Below are 15,338 nucleotides of genomic sequence, written 5' to 3' on the forward strand. Positions count from 1 at the left end.
GGGTGGGGAGACTGGAACACTCGAGCGTTCGGCCTTGTAGCGAGTCCTTCAATGCGCCAGGGAGTCGGTACATGATAGGCGCCGGATCGATCCGAGGTCGCTGGCCCTGGTTGAAGGAGGGTTTCCCTCTCGGGGGAGGCGATGAAAGCGGTGCCCTCTCGTTGAAAGGGTGGAAGGTGCCGGGCCGAGTTGTAGTGAAGACTGGTTTGCGTCGGCCGCGTGGGTGAGTGCGGCGAACGGGCTTCTGTATGGCTTGTACCGATGCACGGGTAGTTGATGTGGGTCGGCCATCAGGCTCATCGTCTCGGTGGGTCGCACGGGCCGGGCATGGTTTGAGAGGCAGCGGTCTCTGGCGGCGTGGTGTCAAGTGGGAATGGCCTCGTGACCTCCATTCGCATGATGTTTGCAGGCTTCCCGGGAATGTCGGAGGGGGCCCCTAGGCTGAGCCCGTCCGGTGGACGACAAGCGCCGAAGGGCGGAGAACATGAAGTGGTTCGGCAGGCGCGACTCGGCCCGAGGTGGAGCAGGAAATGCCGGTGACGGCCGTGACGGTGACGTCGGGGGAGGGGCCGTGGTGGACGTCACCAATGATCCGCTCGTCGGGTTGGTGTGCGCGGTGGTCGAGCACCACGGGTACGGGTTCACGGTCGTCGACGGTGACGAGCTGGAACTCCGGCGGCAGGGGCGTGAGGAGCCGGTGCGCATGTACCTCACCAACCTGCGGCAGTGGGTCGCGCGAGAGCCCGAGGGCCAGTGGCCCGCGATCGTGGCCGACTTCGTGGGGACGCTGATCGCCACGACCGAGGTCGAGGGCGACGACGCGCTCGACCTGGGCGACTACGCGCTGGTTCGTCCCCTGCTGCGGATGCGGCTGTACGCCGACGACTTCCAGGCCGGTCTGGAGATCGTGCAGCGATCGGTGGCGCCCGGCCTGGTGGAGGTGCTGGTCATCGACAAGCCGACCTCATTGCTGATCGTGAGTACCGACATGGCGGCGGAGTGGGAGACCGAGTCGGACGAGCTGTTCCGCGTCGCACGTGACAACGTGCGGGCCGACGGCCCGCTGGAGATGGAGGACGGCGACTTCGACGGGGTGCGGTTGTGCTCGCTCGGCGGGGAGACCGCATACGTCACGGCGCATGCGCTGTGGGCGGGCGACTATTCGGTGACCGGTCCGCACGGGGCGCTGGTCGTCGTGCCCGCGCAGGGCGTGGTGCACGCCGCTCCGGTGCGCGGCGACGACGTGCCGGGCGCCATGAACATGCTGATCAGGCTGGCGTGGGCGGGCTTCCAGGAGGGTCCGCGTTCGGTCAGCCCGAACGTCTACTGGTGGCAGGAGGGGGAACTGCGGCTGGCGGGCGCGGTCGAGGAGCAGGACGACACCCTGGCCGTGTCGATCAGCGCGGAGTTCCAGTCGCTTCTGGAGCAGCTGGTTCGGGACTGATCCGGGTGCGGAGCGTGCGCCAGGTGAGCAGCCCGACCGGCACCGGTGCCCAATAGGTGATGGCGCGGAAGAGCAGCACGGCCTGCAGGGCCGTACCGGCGCCGATGCCCACCGCGGCGAGCGCGCCGACCAGCGCGGCCTCGGTCGAGCCGAGCCCCCCGGGTGCGGGCAGTGCCGCGCCGGCGGCGGCGCCCACCAGGTAGGCGGCCAGCAGCGGCAGGATGTCGTTCGGTGTGGCGGTTCCCGGGACGGCCAGGACGCTGAGCGCGAAGGCCAGCCCGAGCACGAACGTGGTCGCGGCGGAGGCCGTGAGGGTGAGGGCAAGGTCTCCGGGGCGGCGGCACAGGTCGGTCATCCCGGTGAGCGCCTGGCCGACCGCGGGGGAGCGCATGGCCCGTCGGACGAGGAGGACGGTCACGGGCAGCAGCAGGGCAGCGGCGAGCAGCGCCGGGAGGGGAGGGAGGAGGTCGACGATCTTGGCGGCCTGGCCGGCCACCGTCTCCAGCATGCGCGAGTCCTGGGCGATCAGCAGCACGATGATCAGCAGGATGAGGTCGGCCGGTGCTCCGGCCACCTGGAGGGAGGCGACGCTCACGGCCGCCTTGCGGAGGGGCATGCCCCTGCACACCAGGTAGCGCGTGTTGACGGCCACGGCTCCCAGACCGCTGGGCGTGACGCGGTTGGCGGCGGCCGCTGTGAACTGGGTCAGGGTCGTCTCGTACAGCGGGAGCCTGTGCCCGGCTGCGCCGCGCAACGCGATGGCGGCCAGCACGTAGTGCAGGACCGACAGCACCGCCAACGCGGGCACGAACTCCCAGCGGACGTTGCGAAACGCCGCCGCCATGGAACGCCAGGGGTCGTCGCCATAGAGCGCGAACAGTGCGGCGAGCAACCCGAGCACGACCGCTGCGCCCAGCACGCAGTGCAGGACCCAGTTCCAGCGGCGGAGTGGGCGGGAGGGCGACTTGGAACGCCTCTGCCCGCTTGTCGCGATGCGCTCGTAGCCACGTGCAAAGGGTCCTGGTAGGAGCCGGGCAAGCATCGTGCGCGGGTGCACGCGGCTGGCCACAGTTCGCAGGCGACCCGAGGCGGCTGGTGAACTTGCGGTGCCATCTTGCGGGCACACGGAGGCGCCTTGCATCTGCACCTCACCAACCTGCGGGTGTTCGCAGGTGGCCGGCGGAGGTTCACAGGTCTCCGGCTGGCATGCGGTGGAGTTGTGCAGACCCGTGGTGGGCACCTGTGGCCCCGAAAGTTCACCTTGCGCAGGTGCCGGGGTGGGCTCTGCGGTTGCCAGGACGCCCGCCGTTGCCGGGCTGTGTTGCGTTGTTGTCGGGGTGCCCTGCGCGGTTGTTGGGCCGCTTTGCGTCCTTGCCGAGGCGCGTTGCGCCGTTGTCAGGGCGCGTTGCGCGGTTTCGGGACCGTCTTGCGTTGTCGGCGGGGTGGCCTGTGCGGTTGCTGGGTTGCGTTGCGCGGTTGTTGGGACGTCTTGCGTGGTTGTCGGGGCGGCCTCTGCGCTTGCTGGGCAGCCTTGCGCGGTTGCCGCGGCGCTCTGCGCGGTTGTGGGGGCGGCCTGTGCGGTTGCTGGGTTGCGTTGTGCGGTTGCCGGGGCGGCCTGCGTGGTTGTGGGGGTGGTCTGTGCGGTTGTCGGGGTGTGTTGCGCGGTTGGTGGGTCGCTTTGCGCCGTTGCCTGAGTGCTTTGCGCAGTTGCCGAGGTGTCCTGTGTGGTTGCTGCGCCGCCTTGCGCGGTTCCCGGGGGACCTTGCGCGGTTGTGGGGGCGGCTTGCGCGGTTTCAAGGGCGTCTTGCGCCGTTGGCGGGGCGGCCTGCGCGCTTGCTGGGCAGCCTTGCGCGGTTGCCGGGGCGCTCTCCGTGGTTGTTGGGGCGCCTCGCGGCTGTGCGGTGCCTTGTGCATGCCTGCGTGCGTCGTGTGGACGTGCGGACGCGGGGGTGGCGGGCGTCTGGTCGGGAGACGCTTGGAGCGGCTGCGGTGTTGTGGGGGTGGTCGTGATGTTCGCGGCGTCACCGTTGGGGGCCGGGAGCCCGGCGGACACCGCGCGTTCGGCGCCGGCGGCGATCGTCTCCACACCTTCAGTTGTCGGCTAGTTGTCTGAAGAGTATGCGACTGCCCGCTACACCTCAGACGAACAACAAGGCACGCTCCATCACCTAGCTCGCCACCAGGCAAGACGCGCCGATCCCAATGCCGTCGTTTCCGTACGACAGTGTTGCAACGCAGGGGCGGTGCGCTTTGCGAGGGCGTTTACAGCGCGGCGTTCTTCGGAACGCTGGGCGGCTCGGACCTGGGCTGGTCAGCACGTGAACGGCGCGGGCGCGTGGGTTGTCGGGGACGCTCGTGGTTTGGCGCTGGTGCTTCGGGGCGCGGGCTTACGAGGCTTGGGTCAGCACTGGTCGAGGGGCGCGGGTTGTCGTGGGCGGAGGCTGGTCTTTGTCTTCGGGGGGCGGCCTCCTGGGCGCGGAGGTTCCAAGCGTGGGGAGGGGAGGGCGTGCGTGGCGCGGGCGGGCAGCCCCGGCGTAGATGACCGGGCGCAGCTGGTGTGAGGGGAAGCGGTGCGGTGGGCGCAGCCCGAACTGGGCGGGCGCGCCCCGAGAGCGGCGGCCGACGCGCCGGGCCCCACCGGGCCTAAGCGTGGGTGGGTGGGCGCGGGTTTCCAAACGGCACCCTTTGGGCGCGGGAGCCCTTGGGTGCACGCTGGGGAGGGTGGGGTGGCCTCGGGGTCCGGATGTCGGTCGGGAGGTCGGCCGCTGCTCAACGGGTGGGGTGGTGCGTGGGGTTCAAACTGGCGATGTCCTTGGCGCGGGGGTTTGGGTGTGTGTGTGGAAAGGCGGAGATGACTCTTGGGGGCGACGTTGGTTGGGAGGTCGGCCCATGTTCAGCGGGTGGGGGCGTGGGGTTCAGGTCGGGGGTGTCCTTGGCGCGGGGGTTTGGGTGTGTGTGTGGAGGGCTGAGCGGCTCTTGGGGGTGGGAGGGTGGCCCCGCTTAGCGGGTGTTTGGTGCTCGGTGTGTGGGGTCGATGGCGGGTTGGGGCTGATGGGCACGGGATGTGTTGCGGATGAGCACGTTGCTCGGCTCAAGAGTGGGTCTTGCCCGGTTCCTACCTGGGGCACCTCGACGATGACTGGGCGTCCTGTTCAGCGGCGGGGGCGGGTCAGGCGGCGGGTTGGTAGCGGGCGGGGCGGGTTTGGGAGCCGATGTAGCGGAGGGTGCTGCGGAGCGTCCAGTGGTTCAGGCGGGTGGGGACGACCCGGTAGCCCTGGCGGTTGGCCAGGGCCAGGGCGGAGAAGCGGACCTGGTCGGCGGGGGACCACGGGATGTCGAAGCGCTCGCGGACGATCGAGGGCAGGCAGCCGAAGGTGAGCAGCCGCAGAGGGCGTTCGGCCACGAAACGGCCGGCGCGTTCGAGGCGGGCGCCGCCGACGGGCATCAGGGAGACGGTCTCGGAGCCGTGCTTGGCGATGTCGAGGGCGCGGGCGGCGGCCGGGGTGAGTTCCAGCCGCTTGGCGCAGATGTGCCAGAACTTCGACTGGAACGAGGCGTAGTCGGGCGGTACGGGGCGCATGCTGATGCCGTAGCGGGAGTACCAGGTGACGGTCTCGGCGTAGAGCTGCTCGTGGTCCTCGGCGGTGAGGGCGCGGGGGTGGAAGAGTTCGGCGGCCTTGAAGATCTCCCAGGTGAACGTGGCGTGCGCCCACCAGTAGGTCTCCGGTTCGAGGGCGTGGTAGCGGCGGCGGTGCTCGTCGACGCCGCCGATGGCGCGGTGCAGGTCGCGGATGCCGCGGGCGCGCTGCTCGCCGTCGGGGGCGAGGACGGTGGCCCAGATCTGCGGGACGGACCGGTAGATGCGGTCGAACGGGGCGTCGAAGAACTGCGAGTGCTCGGAGACGCCCGCGCCGATGCCGGGATGCATGAGCTGCATGAGTCCGGCGGCGGCTCCGGGGAGTAGGGAGCGCATGTCCGCGGCGTACGACCACAGGAGTGAGCCGGGGCCGAGCGGGGCCATGTGGGTGGTGGGCGTGGACATCGCACCTCCAGTGACGGCGAGCCGCTGACGCCATGATGAGACAAGAGAAGTAATTTGTCTAATGTCTAGATCTGGCGCGGGCCAGGTGCGGGCCCTCCCCGTTCCCGGGGGGCGGGTGAGTTCCGGGAACGGGGGTGGAGTGCTTCAGGAGGCGGGCTTGTAGACGGCCACCGCGCAGGCGCTGCCCAGGCCGATGTTGTGCTGGAGGGCGACGCGGGCGTTCTCGACCTGGCGCTTGCCGGCCTCGCCGCGCAGCTGCCAGGTGAGTTCGGCGCACTGGGCGAGGCCGGTGGCGCCGAGCGGGTGGCCCTTGGAGATGAGTCCGCCGGACGGGTTGACCACCCACCTGCCGCCGTACGTGGTGGCCTCGTCGTCCACGAGCTTGTGGCCCTCGCCGGCCTCCGCCATGCCGAGGGCCTCGTAGGTGATGAGCTCGTTGGCGCTGAAGCAGTCGTGCAGTTCGATCACGTCGACGTCGTCGATGCCGACCTGCGCCTCGTCCATCGCCTTCCGCGCGGCGCGCTGCGAGCACCCGAACCCGACGACGCGGATGGAGGAGTGGTCGGCGAAGCTGTCGGGGGTGTCGGTGGCGATGTGGTGTCCGGCGATCTCGATGGCGCGGCCCCACAGGTCGTGCTCGTCCACGAACCGCTCGCTGACCACGATGGCCGCGGCGGCGCCGTCGGAGGTCGGCGAGCACTGCAGCTTGGTGAGCGGCTCGTAGATCATCGTGGCGTTCTTGACGTCGTCCAGGGAGTACTCGTCCTGGAACTGGGCGTAGGGGTTGTTCACCGAGTGCTTGTGGTTCTTCCAGCCGATCCAGGCGTAGTGGTCGGGGGTGGAGCCGTACTTCTCGATGTGCTCGCGGCCGGCGTTGCCGAACATCTGCGGCATCGGCGCCTTGTCCATCTCCCACGGGCGCCCGGCGACCATCGAGTTGAGGTGGTGGTCGATGATGGTGACCTTGGACTTGCCCATGCCGGCGCCGAGCGAGCCCTTCTCCATCTTCTCCATGCCGAAGGCGAGCGCGCACTCGGCGAGGCCGCCCTTGACGGCCTGCCGGGCCATGAACAGGGCGCTGGACCCGGTGGCGCACGCGTTGGAGACGGTCATCACGGGGATGCCCGTCATGCCGGTCTCGTAGAGCGCGCGCTGGCCCATCGCGCCGTAGGCGGATCCGGCGTACGCCTGCTCCACCTGGTCGAAGGCGACGCCCGCGTCCTCCAGGGCCTTGCCGACGGCCTCCTTGGCCATGTCGGGGTACTCCCAGTCGCGGGAGCCCGGCTTCTCGAACTTGGTCATGCCGACGCCGACGACGAACGTGCGCTGGCCCATCAGGCCCGCCTCCTCATACCGAATCCAGTTCGGGTTCACGATAACGCGCGGCCCGATCGAGCGCTCGCTCGGGCGGGACGTCAGCCGCGCGGCGCCGGTTCGAACAGCTCCACCGGGTTGCCCGCGGGATCCTCGATCAGCAGCTGCCGCCCGCCCCGGCCCTCGACGATCGCGCCGCGGAACGTCACCCGCGCCTCCCGGAGCTCCTCGGCCGTCCGGGCCAGGTCCGCGACCTCGATCTGGAAGCGGTTCCACCCGCCCGGCTCGGGGCGCCTGCCGTCTGGCATGGGCTGGGACGCCCCGCCCGGCCCCGACACCGCGCTCAGCAGCAGCCGCAGGTCGCCCCGCGACAGCATGGCGAACCCCGGACCGGGCTGGAACTTCACCTCGAAGCCCAGCCGATCGCGGTAGAACGCGGCGGCGGCGTCGACGTCGTCCACGATGTAGCGCACGCTCACAGTTCCCATGCGCACGAGAGTGCCCGCCCCGGCTCCCCGCAACCCCGGTGCCACCTGCGGAGACGTTCCACCCCAGGACGCTGCGGTGTGCCAGGCCAGTGCTGTGCGGTCGTTTTGCCCGCCCACCGGATCGCAGCCGCTTTGGTGCCCTGCGGCCGTCCTCGATGAGGTTGGCCGTGGTACTTGCCGCATCTGCTCGCGCCCTCGGCGCTGTGCCCAGGGGATGCCGTACGTCGGGGCGCTGCGGGACGCAGGGTGTGATTTGTCGGGGCAGTGCTGTTCGCCGGGGATGCGGTGTGCCCGCGCGGCTATGCGGGGGCGCGGTGCGTTCGGTTGGGGCGGGGTGTCGGGCCGCTGGTGGGTTAGGTGGTCATTTCGTCGGTGAGGGCGCGGGCGAAGGCGGCGATGTCGTCCTCGGTGGTGTCGAAGGCGCACATCCAGCGGACCTCGCCGGTGTGCTCGTTCCATGTCGAGAAGGCGTAGCGCTTGCGCAGCCGGTCGGCCACGTCCGGCGGGATGATGGCGAACACTGCGTTCGCCTGCACCGGCTGGGTGATCCGCACCCCCGGTACGGCGCGTACCGCCGAGGCCAGGTGCTGGGCCATCGCGTTGGCGTGCGCGGCGTTGCGCAGCCACAGATCGCCCTCCAACAGGGCGATCAGCTGCGCCGACAGGAAGCGCATCTTGGACGCCAGCTGCATCCCCATCTTGCGCAGGAACTCCATGCCCCGCACGGCGGACGGGTCGAGCACGACGATCGCCTCGCCGACCATGAGGCCGTTCTTGGTGCCGCCGTACGACAGGACGTCCACCCCGGCGTCGGTGGTGAACGCCCGCGGCGGCAGGTCCAGCGCGGCCGCGGCGTTGGACAGGCGGGCGCCGTCCATGTGCAGCAGCATTCCGCGCTCGTGCGCGCACGCGGCGAGCGCCGCGACCTCCTCGGCCGTGTAGAGGGTGCCCATCTCGGTGCTCTGGGTGATGGACACGATCCTGGGCTGGGCGTGGTGCGGGTCGCCCCAGCCCCACGCGTACCGGTCGACCAGTTCGGGGGTCAGCTTGCCGTCGGGTGCGGGGATCGGGATGAGCTTGAGCCCGGCGACCCGCTCGGCGGCGCCGCACTCGTCCACGTGGATGTGGGACGTCTCGGTGCACAGGACCGAGCTCCACGGGTCGGCCATCGCCTGCAGCCCGACCACGTTGGCGCCGGTGCCGTTGAACACCGGGTACGTCTCGGCCTGCTCCCCGAAGTGCCGCCGCATCACCTCGCGCAGCCGGACGGTGTACGCGTCGTCGCCGTAGGCGGGCTGGTGGCCCTCGTTGGCGGCGGCGAGCGCGGCGAGGACCTCGGGGTGGACGCCCGCGTGGTTGTCGCTGGCGAAACCCCGGAACGGTCCAGAGAAGGCCTGCGGATCCACGGCGCCCCCACCGGATGCTGTTGTGGACGTCGGGGAGGAGCCTGCGGACGGGCGGTCGGCGTGAGAGGTCAAGGCGCTATCCGTTCAGTTCGGCGGCGGGACGTCGTCGATAGGCGTGAACCCCGATGGACGAGGCGCCCGCGTCTCGATGACCCGGATGGTGGCGTCGGCCTTCGACGCCGCCTTGTCCGCGTCCTGAGCGCGGTGCGCAGGTGCTGCCGGGCCTGGAAGTCCCGGTCGGCCGGGGCCGTGTCGCCGGACCCGCGGCTGCCCAACGGGCGGCTCGGGTCGTCGACGTGTTCCGGCTTTGCGGCCGTACGGGACTTCTGCGTCATGCCTTCATTGTCCCGCAGGCCGTCGGTTCCGGCAGGAATGCTCGGATGGCGGGGTCGGGTCAGGAGGCCTGGGAGTGGGCGTCGCTGCTGTTGAGCTGCTGCGGGCTACTTTCACCGATGCGCTCGGCGACGGGGGAGGTGGGCGGAGCGGCCTGCGGTGCGGGCGCGGGACGGAGGTTCAGCCGCGTGCGCAGCGTGTCGACGTCGTCGCCCAGCCGGGCCATCGTGGCCTGCAGGTCGCGCCACAGCCCGGCGCGCTGCTCCATCCGGACGAGCCGGTCGCGCAGGTCGGCCACCCGGTTCTCGAGCGTCTCCAGGCGGGAGCGGGTCGCCGCCGCCTCCCGGCCGGACCGGACCAGGCCGGTGGCCAGCGCGGTGAGGTCGCGCTCGGTGTCGTCCATCCGCTCGTCGATCCGGGGCAGCAGCCGGTCGTTGAGCTGGGTGATGAGCGAGTCCAGTTCGGTGCGCAGTGTGCCCAGATCGCGGTCGTGGTCCTCCAGGACACGCTCGAGGGTCTCCTCCAGCCGCGCGATCCGCTCCTCCTGCGCCGCGCGTGCCTCCTTCTCCCGCTGCAGGTCGGCCGTGCGTTCGGGATCCTCGGCGATCGCGGCGAGCAGATCGACGCCCGCGCGCAGTCGGCGCTCCGCCTCCAGGGCGGTGCGGCGGACGAGGCCCGAGAACACGGTCATGAAGGCTCCTGGAGGGTGGAGTGCGAAAAGGGGGCTGCCCCTTAAACTTTAGGCGAACCTGAAGCGAACAGAGCATGTCGCCGCGGTGTTCTCAGGATTAACGCCATCGGCCGCCGCGCCTGTTCCGAGGCCGCGTTTTTCCGGCGTTTCCGCTGGTGGTGCGGGTGCTTCGCATTCAGGTGGCGCCGCGGTGTTCCGTCCGTCCGGTTCCGTTTCACCGGACGCCGTGCGACCGGGCCGGAACAGGCCGACCGGCGCCGGTGCCCACGGGAGGTCCGGGACGCGGGCCCGCGCAGACGCACAGGCCATGGTGAACGATCAGCCGTGCGCGCCGCGCCGTGTACTCGCCCAGGCGTGCGGCCGGACGCACCCGGCGGCAGGTCAAGCACAACAAGACTAAAGCCCTCCCCCACGAAAAGCCCTCAGAACGTCCCCAAAACCTCTCAAGTCCCATTAAGTGGACATCGGCCATCGGCTGACCGGCCGGCGCGGCGTCCCAGGTGCATCCCCCCCGAAACGCACCTGGGACGCCGACGTCCTCACGGCCGGAACCGGACAGCCGACGGTGCCCGTACCGTATGCCCCGCAAGGTTGCGCGCACGTTGCAACCGATCGATGACTGTTCGTGACAGCGGGTGCGGTCGTCCAGTTCACGGGAATCGGTTGCGCACTGATCGCCCGCCAGAGATTCTCAGCGTTGTCCACGGGTTCTCATCTGGGGGGAGAGTGCCAATGGAACGCCGCTCCGGCGTGCCATCGCCGCATGCCTGCCGTGACCCGCGCGATCTGGTGCGCGCGACCGCGGCGCTTGACGACGCGGTGCACAGCTCGAGCCCGCCCCTGGTGGGGGGCGGCACCGGCGAGCCCGTCCAGCCGGGCCGCAACCCCGGTCCGTGGGGCCCGGCCCGTGAGCCGCGGACAGCGGCCGAGCGGGCAAGTGGAACGAGAGGTTCGCCCGCCCAGGGCCGCGGCACCTCCCCGGCAGGACCCGGGGGCGGCGGCCTTCGGCGCCGCGGCGGGTCCGCCGGCCCGGGACGTCCGGACGACCGCGACCTCGTGGATCGCCGTCCCGGCGACCCGGAGGATCCGGTCCGCGTCCTGCGGCCGCCCATCTCCGAATCGTGGCGGCGCTCGCGCGAGGCCGGGATCACCGTCGCGATCTCCGCCGCCCCGCAGGTGTACGACCGCGGCGACCTGGCCGAGGTCCGCGCCGGGCACCTCCTCGTCTCGCACGTCCCGGCGATGCGCGGCCTGCTGCGCTCCTACACCGACGAGACCGGGCACCTCATGGTGGTCAGCGACGCCGACGGCCACGCGCTGTGGAGCGAGGGCGCCCCGGCGGCGCTGCGCGAGGCGGCCCGGATCGGGCTGCTGGAGGGGTTCTGCTGGTCGGAACGCTCGATCGGCACCAACGGCATCGGCACCGCGCTGGCGACCGGCGCCCCGCAGTACGTCTTCTCCGCCGAGCACCTGGTCCCGGCCCTGCACCGCTGGTCCTGCGCCGGCGCGCCCATCACCGACCCCGACACCGGCCGGGTGATCGGCTGCGTCGAGGTCAGCGGCACCGCCGAGGCGCTGCACCCCGCGGCGGTCGCGCTGGTCGGCGCCGCCGCCGCGCTCGCCGAGGCACGCCTGGAACTGGAGATGCGCCGCCGCGACGAGGCGATGCGCGAACGCCACCGCCGCCATCTGGACGCGCTGCGCGGCGAGCCCGGCGCGCTGGCGACCCCCACCGGCAGGATCCTGCTGGCCGAGCCCGCCGAATGGTGCGGGCGGCGCCTGCACGTGCCGGTGTCCGGCGGCCCCGCGGCCCTGCCCGACGGGCGGTGGGCCCTGGCCGAACCCGTCGGCGAGGTGTTCCTGCTCCGGGCGCCTCCCGGCGGGCGCCGAAGACCTCCGCCGCAGAGCCCGTCCGCTCCGGGACCCGTGACCGTGCGGCCGGACGCCGAGGATCCGCCCTCGTCCGAGGACACCGGTACGCTCCGCGCCGAGCCGACGGCGCCTCCGCCCGGCTCGATGCGGCACACCGCGCACGCTCCCGCGGGAGACCTCTCCGGCGCCACCGCGCCCGCCGCCCCGGGCGTGCCGATGCTGGCCCTGGCGTTCCTGGGCGACGACCCGCCCTCGGCCTGGCTGGACGGCCGGCGCCTGCCGCTGTCACTGCGGCACGCCGAGATCCTCGCCCTGCTGGCCCTGCACCCCCGCGGCCTCAACGCCGACCGGCTCTCCCTGCACCTGTACGGCGGCGAGGGCAGCCCCGTCACGGTGCGCGCCGAGATCCACCGGCTGCGCGCCCAGCTCGGCGACTTCGTGGGCGCCAAGCCGTACCGGCTCGACTGCGCCGTCGACGCCGACTTCCTGGCCGTGCGGCGGCTGCTGGAAGCGGGCGAGGTCGCCGGCGCGGTACGGCTGTCGCGCGGCGACCTGCTGCCCCACTCCGACGCCCCCGCCATCCGGGCCGAGCGCGACGAGCTGTCGGTGCTGCTGCGGAGCCGGCTGCTGGAGCACGGCGGCGTCGAATCCCTCTGGACGTACGCGTGCACCGAGACCGGACGCGACGACCTGGAGGTCATGGAACGCCTCCAGGAACTGCTGCCGCCCGCCGACGTCCGCCGCGACACCGTCGCCGCGCGCCACCACCGGCTCCTCACCGAAGACGACTGACGGCCTCCCCGGGCCGGCGGTCAGGCGGTGGCGACGCCCGCGCCGGTCAGGTGCGCGCAGTCGTTGTACGACACCGCGCGCAGCCGTCCCTCGTCCTGCCGCCACCGGGTCACCGAGCAGTTGGCGATCGGAGTCTTCTCGATCTCCAGCACCTCCCGCTCGGAGAGGTCCTCCACCAGGTAGCGGGTCATCACCACGATCGCGTCGTGCGCGGCCACCAGCACCCGCTCGCCCGCCGCCTCGTACTCCAGGTCGCGGTACAGGCTGCGCAGCCGCAGCGCCAGGTCCGTCCACGACTCCCCGCCGGGCGGCCGGTAGTAGAACTTGCCGATCCGGCGCAGCCGCTCGGCCTCCTCGGGGTGCCGGCGCCGGACCCCCAGCGGTGTGAGGCCCTCCAGCACGCCCTGGTCGCGGTCGCGCAGCCGCTCGTCCACACGGATCTCCACGTCGATGGGCGCCTGCGCCAGCGCGATCCGCGCCGTGTCGACCGCGCGCACGTAGGGGGAGGTCACCACGCGGGTGGGGCGCTCGTCCTCGGGCAGCCCGGCCAGCCAGCGGCCCAGCGCCGCCGCCTGCTCGCGGCCGGTGTCCGACAGCGGGATGTCGGCGTCGCGCTCGGCGATGCCGGTCTCCTCCGCGTCGGTGCCCTGGACCGCCTGGTAGGCCAGGTTCCCGGTGCTCTCGCCGTGCCGGACGAGGGTCAGCCACTGGAGCGCGTTCACGCGAGCCATGATCCCACGCCGGTGGGGGTGGAACGTCCCGATCGCCGGTTCGCACGGGCCGGAACGCCGTCCTCTACAGCCGGTAGTAGTCTCGGTGTCCTATGACGAGCGTCCTGGCCAACGTGATCATCGTGGTGTCGCTGCTGGCGGCCCTCTACGCCCTGGTCGGCGCCTGGCGGGACCGTCCCATGGACTGGTGGCACCTGGGCGCGCTGGGCGTGCTGGAGGCGCTGCTGGTCGCCCAGGCCGTGACCGGTTTCGTCAAGCTGTCGGGGGACGAGGGGCCGGCCGACGGGGCGACGTTCGTCGGCTACCTGCTCGGGGTGCTGCTGATCCCCGCGGCGGGCGCCGGATGGGGTCTGCTGGAACGCACCCGCTGGGGTCCCGGGGTGATCGTGGTCGCCTGCCTGTCGGTCGCCGTGATGATCGTCAGGATGAACCAGATCTGGGAGGGCACCGTTGCCTGACACCGGGTCCGACGCCGCCCGCACGGACACGCCCGCCGGGACGGAGTCCGCTGCCGGAACCGATACAGGAGCCGCCGCGGTGACGGGGGCGGCGGTGACGCGGAGCGGGCCGGGGCGGCTGCTGGTGGCGGTGTACGCGATCTTCGCGCTGGCCGCCGGGGCCCGGGCGGGCGTGCAGATCGCCACCCGGTTCTCCGAGGCGCCCGTCGCCTACGCCCTGTCGGCCTTCGCCGCCGTCGTCTACGTGCTGGCCACGGTCGCGCTGGCGCTGGGCGGGCGCACCTCCCGCCGGATCGCGCTCGCCTCGCTGACGATCGAGCTCGTCGGCGTCCTGGTCGTCGGGACGCTGAGCCTGGCCGACCCCGCCGCGTTCCCCGACGCCACGGTCTGGTCGGCCTACGGGCGCGGATACGGGTTCATCCCGCTGGTGCTGCCGATCGTGGGCCTGTACTGGCTGCGCCGCACCGCCCCGGCGGCCGCCCGGTCCTAGACTGTGTTTCAAAGCCCCGGCCCACGGCGCTCGCCTGGCGGCTCGCCCCTAACCGGGTCTTGGCGAGCGCGGCATCGCTCCGCGATCTGGCCGGTGACGCTCGCCTCCGGCATCGCACCACCGTCCAGGTAACGCGCTCGCGCGGTACCTGAGGGCACTGCGAGACAGGCCCTAGCAGTGAGAGTGGCAGGCGGCGGCCGAGACCGCGGGCTGGGCGAGTGCTGATAAGGGGCCGGTCGGCCGCCTCCGGCGGGGACACCCATCAAAGGGGGTCGCGCTCTGTGTGTACGGGCGTCCCCGCTGGAGGAAGCTCCCTCTCCTCTGGCGCCCTCCTCTCAGGCGTCGTGCCCTCCGCGTCCAGGTAGTGGTCTTCGCCGGGGTGTCGGCTCAGGCGTCGCTCGTGGTGCGGCCGCCGATCGGCAGCGCGAGCACGGCGGCGCGCGTGATCTCTTCGACGTCCTCGGCGGAGAAGTCGGCGATCGGGGTGCGCAGGATGTAGCGGACCATCTTCAGGGGCGGCGCGAAGACGATGGCGTCGGCGCGGAACGGGGCCTTCTTGACGCGTCCGCCGTGCACCACCAGCACCGGCACCACCTTCACCTCGATCTCCGCGCGCTCGGCGATCAGCCGCCCGGCCTCGGCGGAGGCCTCGGTGAACCCGCGGACCATCTGCGACTTGGTGCGGCCGTCGATGAACAGCGTCCCGCCGTGCGAGCCGATCTCGGTCTCGGGGTGCCAGGCGTCGTTGTGCACCAGCCAGAGCCCGCCGGGCCCGATGATCAACTGGTCGACCGTTCCGTGCCCGGGCACCGTCCGGTTGTGCAGCACCCGGTGGCCGCGGCGCTCCAGGGTGCGGCGCAGCAGCCGGCCCATCCGCTCCTCGCCGCGCAGCCCGCGCCGCCACACCTTGGATGCGTTGTAACCGTGCCAGTGGAAGTAGGCGTCGGCAGCCGCCACGACAACCGCCATCACGACTCCGAAAACGGCGTTGACGAGGGCTCCGCACAACAACAGCGTCACACCCGCCAGAATGGCCCGGGTCCGGAGCCTGCCCTTTCGTCCGCGCTGCCACAGCTCCTCATAGACCGCCTGCGGGGAGCCGCCCGTGAAGGCGTCCCTGCCCCTGAGATAGATGGAGCTGCCGAACATCCTGACCTCCTCGCACCCGGGCCCCTGTCGCGCCTGCTGCGGTGCTTATTATGGAATACAACTTTCTTTGCCCGCCCACGACCCATGGTGAGGGAAGTCCACCGGAAAGGCAACGGGCGGCGAAAGAG

12 protein-coding genes are annotated in these 15,338 nt (G+C 71.7%); 4 read left to right on the plus strand and 8 right to left on the minus strand.

Going from position 1 to position 15,338, the window contains the following annotated elements:
- Positions 1-574: 574 nt before the first annotated feature.
- A complete protein-coding gene (locus ACFPZN_RS19430) occupies positions 575-1,444 on the plus strand; it encodes a DUF1444 domain-containing protein (protein WP_378283423.1) in 870 nt (289 codons plus the stop codon).
- Here ACFPZN_RS19430 and ACFPZN_RS19435 read toward each other — a convergent pair.
- The 6 genes from ACFPZN_RS19435 to ACFPZN_RS19460 form a co-directional block, all read right to left on the minus strand.
- Positions 1,398-2,363, minus strand: coding sequence for a lysylphosphatidylglycerol synthase domain-containing protein (locus ACFPZN_RS19435; protein ID WP_378283424.1), 966 nt, complete (start codon positions 2,361-2,363; stop codon positions 1,398-1,400). The two genes, ACFPZN_RS19430 and ACFPZN_RS19435, sit on opposite strands and share 47 nt — an antisense overlap.
- A gap of 2,250 nt (positions 2,364-4,613) precedes the next feature.
- Positions 4,614-5,486, minus strand: coding sequence for an oxygenase MpaB family protein (locus tag ACFPZN_RS19440; protein ID WP_378283425.1), 873 nt, complete (start codon positions 5,484-5,486; stop codon positions 4,614-4,616).
- Between the two features lie 144 nt (positions 5,487-5,630).
- Positions 5,631-6,821, minus strand: a complete 1,191-nt coding sequence (locus tag ACFPZN_RS19445; protein WP_378283426.1) for a thiolase C-terminal domain-containing protein — start codon at positions 6,819-6,821, stop codon at positions 5,631-5,633.
- Between the two features lie 80 nt (positions 6,822-6,901).
- Entirely contained in the window at positions 6,902-7,288 is a 387-nt protein-coding gene (locus ACFPZN_RS19450; protein WP_378283427.1) for a VOC family protein, read from the minus strand.
- A 353-nt stretch (positions 7,289-7,641) separates the two neighbouring features.
- Entirely contained in the window at positions 7,642-8,694 is a 1,053-nt protein-coding gene (locus tag ACFPZN_RS19455; RefSeq protein WP_378283428.1) for a threonine aldolase family protein, read from the minus strand.
- A 394-nt stretch (positions 8,695-9,088) separates the two neighbouring features.
- Complete coding sequence (locus ACFPZN_RS19460) at positions 9,089-9,718, minus strand: hypothetical protein (RefSeq protein WP_378283429.1); 630 nt, start codon at positions 9,716-9,718, stop codon at positions 9,089-9,091.
- Positions 9,719-10,774: 1,056 nt separating this feature from the next.
- Here ACFPZN_RS19460 and ACFPZN_RS19465 point away from each other — a divergent pair.
- Positions 10,775-12,382 carry a helix-turn-helix domain-containing protein gene (locus tag ACFPZN_RS19465; protein WP_378283430.1) on the plus strand — a complete coding sequence of 536 codons (1,608 nt, stop codon included), beginning with the start codon at positions 10,775-10,777 and terminating at the stop codon, positions 12,380-12,382.
- Between the two features lie 20 nt (positions 12,383-12,402).
- Here ACFPZN_RS19465 and ACFPZN_RS19470 read toward each other — a convergent pair whose 3' ends face one another.
- A complete protein-coding gene (locus tag ACFPZN_RS19470; protein WP_378283431.1) occupies positions 12,403-13,113 on the minus strand; it encodes a histidine phosphatase family protein in 711 nt (236 codons plus the stop codon).
- A gap of 92 nt (positions 13,114-13,205) precedes the next feature.
- Here ACFPZN_RS19470 and ACFPZN_RS19475 point away from each other — a divergent pair, with 92 nt between their 5' ends.
- Positions 13,206-13,571, plus strand: coding sequence for a hypothetical protein (locus tag ACFPZN_RS19475; protein WP_378283432.1), 366 nt, complete (start codon positions 13,206-13,208; stop codon positions 13,569-13,571).
- A gap of 79 nt (positions 13,572-13,650) precedes the next feature.
- Entirely contained in the window at positions 13,651-14,061 is a 411-nt protein-coding gene (locus ACFPZN_RS19480; RefSeq protein WP_378283471.1) for a hypothetical protein, read from the plus strand.
- A 387-nt stretch (positions 14,062-14,448) separates the two neighbouring features.
- Here the strand turns inward: ACFPZN_RS19480 and ACFPZN_RS19485 are convergent, their stop codons facing one another.
- A complete protein-coding gene (locus ACFPZN_RS19485; RefSeq protein WP_378283433.1) occupies positions 14,449-15,210 on the minus strand; it encodes an NERD domain-containing protein in 762 nt (253 codons plus the stop codon).
- Positions 15,211-15,338: the final 128 nt, after the last annotated feature.

It is taken from the genome of Actinomadura rugatobispora (assembly GCF_042656285.1).
Classification (GTDB): Bacteria; Actinomycetota; Actinomycetes; order Streptosporangiales; family Streptosporangiaceae; genus Spirillospora; species Spirillospora rugatobispora.